The sequence below is a fragment of the Variovorax sp. GW821-FHT09D05 genome, from assembly GCF_059416325.1.
Genome location: NZ_JBWKOZ010000004.1, coordinates 304292 through 317278, shown reverse-complemented (window position 1 = coordinate 317278; position 12987 = coordinate 304292). Strand labels below are relative to the sequence as shown.

Genomic DNA, 12987 nt, shown 5'->3' with positions numbered 1-12987 from the left:
ATCCGTCGTGCTGACGTTGGTAGCACTCAGCGTGTTGATCGTGCCGTTGCTGGCTGTCAGGTTCGTCGTGCTGACATTGGTCGAGCTCAACGTATTGATGGTGCCGTTGTTGGCAGTCAGGTCCGTGGTGCTGACGTTGGTGGCACTCAGCGTGTTGATGGTGCCATTGCTGGCAGTCAGATCCGTCGTGCTGACGTTCGTTGCGCTCAACGTGTTGATGGTGCCGTTGTTGGCCGTCAGATCTGTGGTGCTGACATTGGTCGCGCTCAGCGTGTTGATGGTGCCGTTTGCAGCAGTCAGGTCCGTGGTGCTGACGTTGGTTGCGCTCAGTGTGTTGATCGTGCCGTTCGACGCCGTCACGTTGGTGGTGCTGACATTGGTGGACGTGAGCGTCGAGATGCTGCCGGTGTTCGACGTCAGGTTGGTCGTGACGACGCTGGTGGCATCGACATTGGTTGCCTGCACGTTGGTCGCGGTGATGCCGGTCGTCAGGATGTTGGTCGAGGTCAGCGACTGGATAGTGCCGTTGCCCGACGACAGGTTGCCCGTGGTCACGTTGCTCGCGCTCAGCGTGTTGATCGTGCCGTTGGCTGCCGAGATGCTGGTCGTGGCCAGGTTGTTGATCGTGCCGTTGGCGGCCGAGACGTTGGTGGCGCTGACGCTGCCGGCAGACACGGTGCCTGCGGTGAGAGTGGCCGTGCTGATGCTGGTGGATGTCAGGTTGGTGACCGTGCCGGTGCCGGCCGTGACGGTCGCGGCGCTGACGTTGCCTGCAGACACAGTGCCTGCGGTGAGGGTGCCCGTGCTGATGCTGGTGGATGTCAGGTTGGTGATCGTGCCGGTGCCGGCCGTGACGGTCGCGGCACTGACGTTGCCTGCGGACACGGTGCCTGCGGTGATCGTGCCGGTGCTGATGCTGGTCGAGGTCAGGTTGGTGGCCGTTGCCGATGTTGCGCTCAGGCTGGTTGTGGTCACCCGGGTTGCGGTGATGCTGCCTGCGGCGACTGTGCCGGCCGTGATGCTGCCCGAACTCAACGTATTGATGGTGCCGCTGTTGGCAGTCACGCTGCCCGCACTGACGCTCGTTGCGGTCAGCGTGGGCGTAGATATTCCGTCTGCGGAGGTCAGGACCCCGTTGTTCGGCCCCCCCACCACATTGACGTTGTTTCCGCCCACCTGGACCTGGGCATATGCCACCGGCAACGTCATCACATAGCCGGCGCCCACGAGCACCGAAGCGAGAAGGCGGCTGACGCCTGGGCGATGAACGATGAACGAGCGAACGCTGGAGCGCTTGGATGTAGTCATTTGGACTTTTTTCCTTGAAGAATCAGTTGCCATTTCTGGTCTTCCAAGCGCCCTCGTCGCGTGGAAGCAGGGTTGGGTTTCATTGCGTTACCCAATGCAACTGATGCTAGGAATCGAGGTCTTCGATGAACATCACCGAGATCCGTAGTTCTGGATGTATGCACGCAGCTTGACGACGCATCGGCAAATCAACGAGGTGCTCGCAAAGCCAACGCCCATGCGGCTTCGCAGACATCGCGCGAATCGCGTGGCGACGTTTCGATACGCGTTCCGAAGCGCGTTTCGTGTGGCGCGGTGCTACGTAACACACGCAGTAACCCGCACGTAACAACGGCGAAAAAACGGCCTTTTCAAGGCCTCCTCAAGCCCTCGTTTTTCGGGTCGTTCGAGGCAATTTCTTCAATGAAATCAAAGTACTACACGCGCTGGCGCGCCGTGCGCCCCGGTGTTCCTCCGCGCGGGCATCGTTCCTGCGGTATCTGAAACGAAAGTCAACATTTCGTCGCTACCTGCGGGTAGCCACAGAGCCAGAGGACGTCGCGTGATCAATTTTTTCTTGGGCATTGAAAACGCATGCAGCGCGGGCGAAGTCCGCTGCGTGCCGGCAGGAGAGCGGTCATGGAAATGAACATGCAATACGCCGCCGCCGTGCGGCATGTGCCATCGGCCGCGCAGTTGTATGGCGGCGTTTTTCACGCAGCGTTGATCGTCGCGGACGATTCCATCGCCGCCGACCGCATGCGGCGCATCCTCGCCGAACTCGCGCCGCATCGCCGCGTGGTGATCGCGTCGGGCCGGGCCGAGGCGCTCAACCTGCTGGCGGCATTGCCCTATGACCTCGTGCTGGTCGACATGAGGCTGCCGGGCAATGACGGCGCTGCGCTGCTTCATCATGTGCGCCAGGCTTATCCGCGCATCGAGAGCATCGGCATGTCGGCAACCGACGACCAGGAACTCGTGAACGCAGCAATCGCTGCCGGCGCCATCGGCTATCTGCTGACCGAAGCCGACGACGCCGAACTCGCCTATCTGCTGCGCTCCATCGAGCGCGGCGGCTCGCCGATGGATTCGCGCATCGCGCGGCGCATCCTCGGTTCGATTGCCGCCTACGCGAAGGCGCGCACGATCGAACCCATCCGCGTCCAGGCCCCGGTGTCGGCGCCGTCGTCGTCGTCGTCGTCGGAGCAGGCTTCTGCCGCCAGGCTGCCGCAGGGCCTGCTGTCGCCACGGGAACTCAAGGTGCTGCGCCTCATCGCACAGGGCTGGAGCAACCGACAGATCGCGGACGCGGTCTATCTGTCGGTCAACACCATCGAGTTTCATGCGAAGAGCATCTATCGCAAGCTCTCCGTCAAGTCGCGGACCCAGGCGGTCCACGAGGCGATGCAGCACGGTCTTCTGAACTGAAGTCCCCGCGGCGACAGCCCTTGTCGCCCCCGGCGGGCGCCCCGCGAATGCGGCGCGCCTTGCCGTCGTTCGCCGGCCACGCGCATGGCGGCCATTGAATATCCCTTGAGCGCCCCGCTACAATCGCGGGTTGACTCCTGCTCCAGCGAAGAAGACAAGAGGATCCCCATGAGTGACATGACCTCCGGCTCGCCCCGGATCGACACCAGCAAGCGGACGTGGTTGATTGCATCCAGCTGCGCCGGCGTGGTGGGCGGCGTGGCAACCGCCGTTCCCTTTGTGAGCACTTTCCAGCCTTCCGAGAAGGCCAAGGCCGCGGGCGCCGCGGTCGAGGTCGATATCTCGGGCCTCAAGGTCGGCGAGAAAATCACCGTCGAATGGCGCGGCAAGCCGGTCTGGATCCTCAAGCGCACCCCCGCGCAGATCGCCGAACTTCCCAAGCTGGACGGCCAGCTGGCCGACCCCCTCTCCAAGCGTCATCCCGACGAATTCACCCCCAAGTACGCGCAGAACGAGCACCGCTCGATCAAGCCCGACGTGCTGGTCGTGGTCGGCATCTGCACCCACCTGGGCTGCTCGCCGACCGACCGCTTCCAGGCCGGTCCGCAGCCTTCGCTGCCGAACGACTGGGAAGGCGGCTTCCTCTGCCCCTGCCACGGTTCCACTTTCGACCTGGCTGGCCGGGTCTTCAAGAACAAGCCCGCGCCCGACAACCTGCCGGTGCCGCCGCACATGTACCTGTCGGACACCAAGCTCCTGATCGGTGAAGACTCCAAGAAGGCCTGAGGCGGAAGAAGAACATGGCTGAATTCCACGAGATTTCCCCCAACGCTCCTGCCAGCGAGAAGCTGCTGAACTGGGTCGACAACCGCTTCCCGCTCAGCAAGCTCTGGAACGACCAGTGGGGCAAGTACTACGCGCCGAAGAACTTCAACTTCTGGTACATCTTCGGCTCGCTGGCCATGCTGGTGCTGGTGATCCAGATCGTCACCGGCATCTTCCTCGTCATGCACTACAAGCCCGACGCGAACCAGGCGTTCGCATCGGTCGAGTACATCATGCGCGACGTGCCGTGGGGCTGGCTCATCCGCTACATCCACTCGACGGGCGCCTCGGCGTTCTTCATCGTGGTGTACCTGCACATGTTCCGCGGCCTCATGTACGGCAGCTACCGCAAGCCGCGCGAGCTGATCTGGGTATTCGGCTGCGCGATCTTCCTGTGCCTGATGGCCGAAGCCTTCATGGGCTACCTGCTGCCCTGGGGCCAGATGTCCTACTGGGGCGCCCAGGTCATCGTGAACCTGTTCGCCGCCATTCCCTTCGTCGGCCCCGACCTGGCCCTGCTGATCCGCGGCGACTACGTGGTGAGCGACGCCACGCTGAACCGCTTCTTCAGCTTCCACGTGATCGCCGTGCCGCTGGTGCTGCTCGGCCTGGTGGTGGCCCACCTGATCGCGCTGCACGAAGTGGGTTCGAACAATCCCGACGGCATCGAGATCAAGGCCAAGCGCGGCCCCGACGGCCATCCGCTGGACGGCATTCCGTCGCATCCGTACTACACGGTGCACGACATCTTCGGCGTGGTGGTGTTCCTCACGATCTTCTCGGCGGTGATCTTCTTCGCCCCTGAAGCCGGCGGGTACTTCCTCGAATACAACAACTTCATTCCGGCCGATTCGCTGAAGACGCCGAACCACATCGCTCCGGTCTGGTACTTCACGCCCTTCTATTCGATGCTGCGTGCGACCACCGACGACATGGTCAACGTGTTCGCGCTCATCGTTGCCGCGGCCGCCATCTGGAACCTCGTCAAGGGCAAGTCGGGCATGGGCCTGAAGATTGCCGGCGTCGTCGTGGCGGCTGTCGTGATCTTCCTGCTCAAGAACTTCGACGCCAAGTTCTGGGGCGTGGTCATCATGGGCGGCTCGGTCATCATCCTGTTCTTCCTGCCGTGGCTCGACCACAGCGAAGTCAAGTCGATCCGCTACCGTCCGGGCTGGCACAAGTATGTGTACGGCGTGTTCGTGTTCTTCTTCCTGATCCTGGGCTACCTGGGCATCCAGGCGCCCGGCGTCTGGGGCAACCTGGTCATCGGCTCTTTCGCCCTCGACATCGCGCAGACCATTTCGCAGATCGGCACGCTCTTCTACTTCGGCTTCTTCCTGCTGATGCCGTGGTGGAGCCGCAAGGGCGAGTTCAAGACCGTGCCCGAGCGCGTGGTCTTCGCCGCTCATTGAGAACCAGAAGCGCAAGAGAGCTGAGAGAAACACGATGAAGAAAAGCATTTCCGGCTGGCTCGCGGTCCTGGGTCTCGCACTGGGCCTGACCTTTTCCGCGGCGGCATCGGCCGAGTCCGAAGGCATCGCGTGGGACAAGGCGCCCAACAAGACGACCGACGTGGCCGCCTTGCAGAACGGCGCCAAGCTGTTCGTCAACTACTGCCTGAACTGCCACTCGGCAGCCTTCATGCGCTACAACCGCCTGCAGGACATCGGCATCACCGAGCAGCAGATCAAGGACAACCTTCTGTTCGCGACCGACAAGGTCGGCGAAACCATGAAGGCCAACATCGATGCGCGCCAGGCCAAGGAATGGTTCGGCACCACGCCGCCCGACCTGACGCTGGTCGCCCGCTCGCGCGCCGGCCACGGCGGCACCGGCGCCGACTACCTCTACACGTACCTTCGCACCTACTACCGCGACGACACCAAGGCCACCGGCTGGAACAACCTCGTGTTCCCGAGCGTCGCCATGCCGAACCCCCTGTGGGAACTGCAAGGCGAACGCCGCCCGGTCTACACCAAGGTCGAACAGCACGGCCACGAAACCGAAGTGTTCAAGGGCTGGGAGCAAGTCACTCCCGGCACCCTGACGCCCGTGCAGTACGACAATGCGGTCGGCGACCTGGTGAGTTACCTGCAATGGATGGCCGAACCGGCACAGAACACCCGCATCCGCATCGGCGTGTGGGTGCTGCTGTTCCTGGCCATGTCGGTGGTATTCGTGTGGCGACTGAACGCCTCGTACTGGAAAGACGTCAAGTAGTTCCGTCCACGCCGACCGGATACCCTCGGGCATCCGGTCCCACAGAGTGGGTTGCCAACGCGACCCACTCTTTTTGATTTTTAGGAGTCTCTCGCCATGATGGTCTTGTATTCAGGAACGACCTGCCCCTTTTCCCACCGCTGCCGCTTCGTGTTGTTCGAAAAGGGCATGGACTTCGAGATCCGCGACGTCGATCTCTACAACAAGCCCGAAGACATCAGCGTGATGAACCCGTACGGCCAGGTGCCGATCCTGGTCGAGCGCGACCTGATCCTGTACGAGTCGAACATCATCAACGAGTACATCGACGAGCGCTTCCCGCATCCCCAGCTGATGCCCGGCGACCCGGTCGACCGCGCCCGCGTGCGCCTGTTCCTGCTCAACTTCGAGAAGGAACTCTTCGTGCACGTCTCGACGCTCGAGAACCGCACCACCAAGGGCAACGAGAAGGCGCTGGAAAAGGCCCGCTCGCACATCCGCGACCGCCTCACGCAGCTGGCACCCGTGTTCCTCAAGAACAAGTACATGCTGGGCGACAACTTCTCGATGCTCGACGTGGCCATCGCGCCGCTGCTGTGGCGCCTGGACTACTACGGCATCGACCTAAGCAAGAACGCGGCACCGCTCTTGAAGTACGCCGAGCGCATCTTCTCGCGCCCGGCCTACATCGAAGCACTCACGCCTTCTGAAAAGGTCATGCGAAAGTAAGTAAGCTTCGTGCCTGCTTCCATCGTTTTCCGTCGCTTTTCATGATCAACGCGCTCGAGTCGTCTTCCACCCGCCCGTACCTCATCCGGGCGCTGTACGAATGGTGTACCGATAACGGGTTCACGCCCTATGTCGCGGTGCAGGTCGACGACACCGTCCAGGTGCCGCGCGAGTACGTGAAGAACGGCGAGATCGTGCTCAACATCAGCTTCGACGCGACCAGCTCGCTCAAGCTCGGCAACGACTTCATCGAGTTCAAGGCTCGTTTTGCGGGCACGGCGCGTGAAATCAGCGTGCCGGTTGGGCGCGTGATTGCCATCTACGCACGCGAAAACGGACAGGGCATGGCGTTTCCCGCGCCGGCACCGTCGGTTCCTGCGGAGCACGATGGCAGCGATGGCCCGGTCTCCGCGCCTTCGCCCCAGGGCCCTGCCCGCATGCCCTTGCGTGACGCCTCGCGCGGCACCGAAGGCGATGCCGGCAAGATCGTTCACCTGGTGACGGGCGAGGACGGCGACGAAACGGTCGATGCGGGCTCGCCCGCCGATCCGGTCGACGAGCCGCCGCGCCCGCCGGCCGGTGGCGGCGCCAGGCCCTCGCTCAAGCGCATCAAGTAGCAGTGGCAGGAGCGAGCAGCCGGGCATGCCGGCTGGCGCTACTAGAATCACGCACTGGAATTTCGCCGCTTTAGCTCAATTGGTAGAGCACCCGCCTTGTAAGCGGAAGGTCGTCAGTTCGATTCCGACAAGCGGCACCATGCAAAGAACCCCTGAGTCCTGAACCGGCTCAGGGGTTTTTTCATCCCGAGGCCGATTGCGCCACGCCCTGCATCAGCAAGCCGAGCATTGCCAGTTGCTCCACCAGCGCCGGCCTTTGCGCCGACCGCAGGTTCTCGAGCACGGCCTCCAGCAGCGTTGCGCCTCGCCCCAGCCCGGCCTGCTTCAACTGCAGCACCTGCGCTTGCGCTTTCGACATTGCGCCGCCGCCCTGATGGCGCAGGCCTTGGCGCAGCCACAGTGCCAGCAGTTCCAGCGTGTCGCCGGCCAGCGCGTTCAACGCCGGTACTTCTTCGGCGTCGCTTTCCAGATCCAGCGGCTTCGGCGCGACCGCTTCGACTTGCAGTACCACGGCACGCTGCGCCGTCAGCAGGCTCAGAGGCTGCATGACTGCCTGGCTGCCCTGCAGATGCACAGTGCCCGCCACGGCACGCAGCGCGCCGTATTCGCCGGCGAGCGTGCGTGCCAGCGCATCGACCGCGCCAGGCGTGGCCGCGCGATGCGGCAACGCCAGGTGCAGCCATGCGTCTTCGGCCTTGGCTTCGTTCGCTTCGTCCGCCGCCGCCTGTCCAAGCCGCGCATGCAGCACCTGCGCCGCCGCATCCCAGTGACAAGACGCCACCTCCATGCGTTCGAACGCCACCACATGCAGCTGCCCTGAGGCACCAGCCGATGCGCCGCTCGCAGCCTGCCGCGGCCGGACGAAATCGGGCTGAGCCTCTTTCAGATGCGCCGCCAGCCCCGCCACGCTGTCCTGCCGCAGCGGTGCGACCAGGTCGTCCCACGATTTCGGCGACAGCGGCAGCACGCCCGTTTGCCGCGCGCCCGCCGTGATGTCGACCAGCCCGTTGGCGCGCCGCGTCGCGGTCTTTGTGATGACCTGTCCGCTCGCCAGTTGCCGCAGCGGAAAGCCCGCGACACGTCGGTTCAGCAGGTTGGGCGCGGCGCCGCCGGCTGCCGCATCGGCCTCGCGCGACCACTGGCGCTCCAGCACGGTCACGTTCTGCGTGTCGGGGTCGGCAAAGAGAATGTTCGCGCCCTCGGCCGTCTCGTCGGACCAGAGCTCCGCGCCGAGCGACACCAGCCGCAGATGATCGAGCGCGACCTCGCCCTTCACGCCGATGCCAAGGATCTGGCTGGCCGGCAGCGCGGGCCGTGCAGAGCCATCCTGCGGCCGCCCGGCATGCGCCGCTGCCTGCAGCCGCGCCCACAGCTCGGTCAGCACGCGCACCAGCCTCAGCGGCTCGAATCGGCTGCTGCGCGCCTGCTGGGCCTGCAGCAGTTGCCAGAGTTCGTCGAGCGCGTCGTCGATCCAGTTCCAGCCCAGCGCGCGCACCTGGCTGCGCACGGCCTGGAAGCGGGCCGCGAGCGCCATCAGCGGCTGGCTGGAACCGTCGAGCCAGAGCGACAGCAGCAGGGCGTCGATCTGCGTGCGCAGGGCTAGCGCGGCTTCACCTTGCATTGCTGCGGGCTGCGGTGTGGGGTCCGCAGCATCCATGCCCGCCGATGCGGACGGCTGCACCTCGACCATCACCTCCGCCGAACCGGGCGCCAGCAAGCCGGCTTGCCGGAAGGCCCACACCGCGATCACCACGTGTGCGCAGCCGCTGCCTTGCTTGCAGTCGCAGCGCGCATGAACCAGCGAGCTGCGCGAGAAGAAGCGCACGCTGCACATCGGCAGCCGCGCCACGGGCGGCGCGCCGGCGTTGCGCCAGGCCTGCACGCCAACCACCGGGCGCGCGGCGGCGAGCTTGTTCGCCTGTTCGAGCACCGAGGGCGCGAGGCTCGCGGCCAGCGCGGCATCGTCGAACTGCGCGGGGCTCCATGCGCCGTCCGGCTCTGCCGAAGCCTCATCGGGCGTGTCCGGCGCATCGGCCTTTGCCGACGCAGCCTGCGCCTGGTACGCCAGCACCAGCATCACCCGATGCCGGCACATGCCGCTTGCCGGGCAACTGCATTGCGCGTCGCGCAGCGTGCGTCCCGGCGGCAGGCTGGTGCGCACGCCGTCGTCGAAATGCGCCTGCACCACGCCGTCCGCGCCTGTCTCCATCTTCGGCAGCAGGCCGGCCGCCACGTCCTTCTGCGCGCGCTTGACGAAGCCCGCATTGGCCAGCGCCGTCAGTGCCTCTGGCGTCAGCTCGAGCAGGTCGGCGCGCCATGTTGTCGTGGAGCCGCTCATCCCTGCACCTTCTCGGCCAGCCAGCCCGCGAGCTGGCCCGGCGTCATCGCGCCGATCTGCGCGCCTTCGCGCACCAGCCGCGCGGCCATCTCGCGGTCGTAGTTGGGCTCGGCCTTCGAATCGAGCGCGGCCAGCCCCAGCACCTTCGCGCCGGACTCGACCAGCGCCTTCACGCGGCGCACCAGTTCGTGCTCGCTGCCGCCTTCGTAGAAATCGCTCACCAGCACCACGATGCTCTTGCGCGGATTGGCGACGAGCGACTGCGCATAGGCCACAGCCTTCGCGATGTCGGTGCCCCCGCCCAGCTGCACCTTCATCAGCAGCTCGACCGGGTCCGACACGTCGGCAGTCAGGTCGACCACCGCGGTGTCGAAGGCCACGAGCCGCGTTCGCATGCCGGGCAACTGCCACAGGCAGGCGGCCATCACCGCGCTGTGGATCACCGAGTCGACCATCGAGCCGCTCTGGTCGATCAGCAAAATGATGTCCCACGGCTCGGCATGCCGCTTGGTGCGGCTGATGAACACCGGCCGTTCCACATAGAGCTTGCGGCGCTCCGGGTCGTAGCGGTGCAGGTTGGCCGCCAGCGTCTGCTTGAAATCGAAGTTGCGCGCCACCTTCATGCGCGAGCGGCGCCGCCGGTCGCGGCTGCCGCTGAAGGCCTGGCGCACTTCGGTGGCGAGCTTTTCCATGATGCGCCGCACCACCTCGGCCACCAGCTTGCGCGCGGCCGCCAGCACCTGCGGGTTCATCAGGTGCTTGGTGTGCAGCACCGCGCGCAGCAGCGATTCCGAAGGCTCGATGCGCTCCAGCACTTCGAGATTCGTCACCACCTCGTCGATGCCGTAGCGCTCGACTGCGTCCTGCTCCAGCCGCTCGATCACTTCCTTCGGAAAGAGCGTGTGGATGGCGTTGATCCAGTCCGGCGTGCTCAGCGCCGAGGGGCCCAGGCCCGCGCTGCGTTCGCCGCGGGTCGCACGGTCGCCGTCGCGGCCGTAGAGCCAGTCGAGCGCGGCATCGGCGGCCTGCGCCTCGGCGCTCAGGCTGCCGCAGGCCGATTCGGCGGGGTCGCCCAGCAACAGGCGCCAGCGCTGCAGCGGATCGGGAATGTCGAGGCTCATGGGTGAGGCCTTCCTTGCGCATCTTCCAGCGTCACGCCCCAGGCTGCGAGGCGCGCGAGCACGGCGTCTTCCACGCGGCGTGCTTCGGCCAGCTGCTCGGGCGCAGCCTCGCCGGCGCGGTGGGCCGTGAGCGCGCGGCGCGACAGGTGCGTGGCGTCGTGCAGCGCCAGCACCTGGTCGGCCAGCAGCCCGCGCTCCTGCGGCGGCAGCCAGGCGAAGGCGGCGCGCAGGCTGGGCATGGCGCGCACGAAGTCGGCGTTGTCCAGCGCCTGCACGGTGCGGTCCATGCCGGCGACGAAAGCGGGCTCGGACGACAGCGTTTCGCGTGCCAGCGCCAGCAGCCCGGTGAGGGCATCGCCGAGCACCGGCGCGGGCAGCGAGTGCAGCAGCTGCATGGCTTCGCTCACGCCGTGATCGCTGTGCGGTTGGGCATCGGCAATCCGGCCAGCCAGGCTCAGCGTTGCGCCGAGCGCCGCGCCGCGGCTCACGGGCGCGGCGCTGGTGTCGGCGGCCTTGCGCTGCCATACGGCGAGCGCACGGGCCGGCTCCACGTCGAGCAGCGATGGTGCGTGCGCATCGTGTGCGTTGTCCTGCGCATGGGCCAGCACGTCGGCCACGATCCGGCGCAGCGCGAGGTGGCCTTCGAGATGCGCCTGCATGTCTGCCGGCGTGATGGCGGCGGGCGGCTCCAGCAGCCACAGCGCACGGTCGAAGCCCGATTCGATCACCACGCGCAGCACCGGCGCATCGGCCATGCCCAGCATCTGGCCGTGGCGCAGCAGCGTGTGCAGCACCGACAGCGCAGGGCCCAGTGCCTCGAAGCGCGGCTCGCCGGCAATCGCGCCGCGCAACTCGCGCAGCAGCGCATCGCTGAGCGCCGACAGCCCCGCCCACGCGGCCTGGTTGAGTCCGTCGGCCAGCGGGCCGATGCGGCCGTGGGCCTGGCGCAGATCGTCTTCGAGCCGGGCGCGCGCCGCGTCGTGCAGGCTCGCGCCCCAGGCGCCGGCCTCGATCAGCGCGGCCTGCTGCTCCAGCGGCTCGCTCAGCGACCACAGTTCGGTGCGTTCGCCCGACATCGCGAGCTTCGGCCCTTGCGTGCGGCGTACGCCGGGCAGCCGCAGGATCGACAGCCGGTGCAGCACGCGGCTCTTCGCGCGGTCGGCATCGAGCAGCAGGTCGAGCTTGAGCTGGCCGCGCAGCACGATGCCATGCGCCGCGAGTTCGGCCTGCACAGCGGCCACCAGCGGCGGCTGCGGCGTGCCGGGCGCGAGGCGGCCGACGGTGTCGCCGGCCAGCACGTCCATGGCCTGCACCAACACGGGATCGGTGCCGGGGCGGATCGCGCCGCGATAGGTCCAGGGCAGGGGCGCATCGAGCGCGTCTTTCACGAGCGCGCCGGCCAGTGCGTCGAGCCAGTCGGAGCGCAGCGGCTTCTCGTGCCCGCGCAGCCGCGCGAGCCCTTGTGCGCGCAGGTGCACAGCCATCAGGTCGGCGGTGGAGGCGGGCAGTTTCTTCTCGCGCAGGCGCTGCATCACGTGTTGCAGCGCGCGGTGTGCGGCGCCCTCGGGGCCGTGGTCCCAGACCCACTGGTAGTAGGCGGGGGAGGGCATGCCCGAGGCATAGCCCGCGAAGGCGTCGAGGCGCTTGAAGGTGTAGGGCACGAGGTAGGAGCCGAAGCGCAGCGTGGCCTCGGGGTCGGGCGTCCCCGGTGCTTCTTCGTTGTCTGAGGATTCGAGCGAAGGTTGTGGCGTGGCGGGCAGTTCAGCCGGCAGGCCTTGCCACAACCGCGCCAGCGCGGGCGCGTGATAGCCGCCGCACACTACCAGCGCCTGCGCCCGGCCCGGTTGGCTCGGCTGCGCCATCGCCCAGGCGATCCAGCGCGCCATCATCTGCTCGCGTGCCTGGTTGCCTTGCGAGCCCCGGTCCTCGCCGCGCAGGTTGTCGAAATAGGTCGAGAGGCGCTGCGCCAGTTCGGCCGCATCGCAGCCGTCCTCGAACAGGTGGTCCCACAGCGCATCGCGGCCCTGCACCGAGAGCTTTTCGGTCAGCGCGCGCTCGTAGGCTTCGGCGCGCTCCTCGTGCTCGTGGTCGGCCACGTCGGCGTAGCGGTTCTCCATGCGCGAGAAGGCGTCGTGCCAGGCTGGCAGATCGATGAAGCGCACGGCGGCACCGACCTCGCGCGCCACCTGCAGCGCCTGCCACTCGGGCGAATGTTCGGCAAAGGGCGACCACGAACCGCGGTGCGTCTGGTCGCCCGAGAGATAGCTGTAGATCGCCACCGGCAACTGGTGCGGCAGGTACAGTTCGTCGAGCCGTTCGTTGAAGTCGGCTGGGCCTTCGATCAGCACGTACGCCGGGCGCAGCGTGCGGATGCGCTCGGCCACCAGCCGCGCGCAGGCCGGGCTGTGGTGGCGCACACCGACGATGTGGGGTTGCTGCATCG

General features: G+C 66.5%; 11 protein-coding genes and 1 tRNA gene. 8 read left to right on the top strand and 4 right to left on the bottom strand.

The window, feature by feature from the left end; translation table 11 throughout:
• On the bottom strand, positions 1-885 hold an 885-nt coding region (locus AC07O3_RS12730; protein ID WP_495339467.1), incomplete at its 3' end, for a beta strand repeat-containing protein.
• A 1-nt stretch (position 886) separates the two neighbouring features.
• Here AC07O3_RS12730 and AC07O3_RS12725 point away from each other — a divergent pair.
• From AC07O3_RS12725 to AC07O3_RS12690, 8 genes are all read left to right on the top strand, one after another.
• Entirely contained in the window at positions 887-1216 is a 330-nt protein-coding gene (locus AC07O3_RS12725; protein ID WP_495339466.1) for a hypothetical protein, read from the top strand.
• Positions 1217-1926: 710 nt separating this feature from the next.
• Entirely contained in the window at positions 1927-2715 is a 789-nt protein-coding gene (locus AC07O3_RS12720) for a response regulator transcription factor (protein ID WP_495339465.1), read from the top strand.
• A 168-nt stretch (positions 2716-2883) separates the two neighbouring features.
• Positions 2884-3501 (top strand): ubiquinol-cytochrome c reductase iron-sulfur subunit, encoded by a 618-nt coding sequence (gene petA / locus AC07O3_RS12715; protein WP_093048676.1) that lies wholly within the window; start codon positions 2884-2886, stop codon positions 3499-3501.
• 14 nt (positions 3502-3515) lie between these two features.
• On the top strand, positions 3516-4952 hold the full coding sequence (locus AC07O3_RS12710; protein ID WP_093048679.1) for a cytochrome b: 1437 nt from the start codon (positions 3516-3518) through the stop codon (positions 4950-4952).
• Between the two features lie 34 nt (positions 4953-4986).
• On the top strand, positions 4987-5760 hold the full coding sequence (locus AC07O3_RS12705) for a cytochrome c1 (RefSeq protein ID WP_093048682.1): 774 nt from the start codon (positions 4987-4989) through the stop codon (positions 5758-5760).
• A gap of 96 nt (positions 5761-5856) precedes the next feature.
• Positions 5857-6468, top strand: a complete 612-nt coding sequence (locus AC07O3_RS12700; RefSeq protein ID WP_007835362.1) for a glutathione S-transferase N-terminal domain-containing protein — start codon at positions 5857-5859, stop codon at positions 6466-6468.
• 41 nt (positions 6469-6509) lie between these two features.
• On the top strand, positions 6510-7085 hold the full coding sequence (locus AC07O3_RS12695; protein WP_093172461.1) for a ClpXP protease specificity-enhancing factor: 576 nt from the start codon (positions 6510-6512) through the stop codon (positions 7083-7085).
• A gap of 64 nt (positions 7086-7149) precedes the next feature.
• Positions 7150-7225, top strand: a tRNA-Thr gene (locus AC07O3_RS12690).
• Positions 7226-7266: 41 nt separating this feature from the next.
• Here the strand turns inward: AC07O3_RS12690 and AC07O3_RS12685 are convergent.
• From AC07O3_RS12685 to AC07O3_RS12675, 3 genes are read right to left on the bottom strand one after another with little or no spacing between them, the layout of a single operon-like run.
• Entirely contained in the window at positions 7267-9423 is a 2157-nt protein-coding gene (locus AC07O3_RS12685) for a YehQ family protein (protein WP_495339464.1), read from the bottom strand.
• On the bottom strand, positions 9420-10544 hold the full coding sequence (locus tag AC07O3_RS12680) for a VWA domain-containing protein (RefSeq protein ID WP_093172457.1): 1125 nt from the start codon (positions 10542-10544) through the stop codon (positions 9420-9422). Before AC07O3_RS12680 ends, AC07O3_RS12685 begins: the two co-directional genes overlap by 4 nt.
• Entirely contained in the window at positions 10541-12985 is a 2445-nt protein-coding gene (locus tag AC07O3_RS12675) for a DUF5682 family protein (RefSeq protein WP_495339463.1), read from the bottom strand. Before AC07O3_RS12675 ends, AC07O3_RS12680 begins: the two co-directional genes overlap by 4 nt.
• Between the last annotated feature and the right edge of the window lie 2 nt (positions 12986-12987).

Coding starts and splice junctions, on each gene's coding strand:
- AC07O3_RS12680 (WP_093172457.1), bottom strand. CDS start 10,544: ATGAGCCTCGACATTCCCGATCCGCTGCAGCGCTGGCGCCTGTTGCTG.
- AC07O3_RS12675 (WP_495339463.1), bottom strand. CDS start 12,985: ATGCAGCAACCCCACATCGTCGGTGTGCGCCACCACAGCCCGGCCTGC.
- petA (WP_093048676.1), top strand. CDS start 2,884: ATGAGTGACATGACCTCCGGCTCGCCCCGGATCGACACCAGCAAGCGG.
- AC07O3_RS12695 (WP_093172461.1), top strand. CDS start 6,510: ATGATCAACGCGCTCGAGTCGTCTTCCACCCGCCCGTACCTCATCCGG.
- AC07O3_RS12720 (WP_495339465.1), top strand. CDS start 1,927: ATGGAAATGAACATGCAATACGCCGCCGCCGTGCGGCATGTGCCATCG.
- AC07O3_RS12705 (WP_093048682.1), top strand. CDS start 4,987: ATGAAGAAAAGCATTTCCGGCTGGCTCGCGGTCCTGGGTCTCGCACTG.
- AC07O3_RS12710 (WP_093048679.1), top strand. CDS start 3,516: ATGGCTGAATTCCACGAGATTTCCCCCAACGCTCCTGCCAGCGAGAAG.
- AC07O3_RS12685 (WP_495339464.1), bottom strand. CDS start 9,423: ATGAGCGGCTCCACGACAACATGGCGCGCCGACCTGCTCGAGCTGACG.
- AC07O3_RS12700 (WP_007835362.1), top strand. CDS start 5,857: ATGATGGTCTTGTATTCAGGAACGACCTGCCCCTTTTCCCACCGCTGC.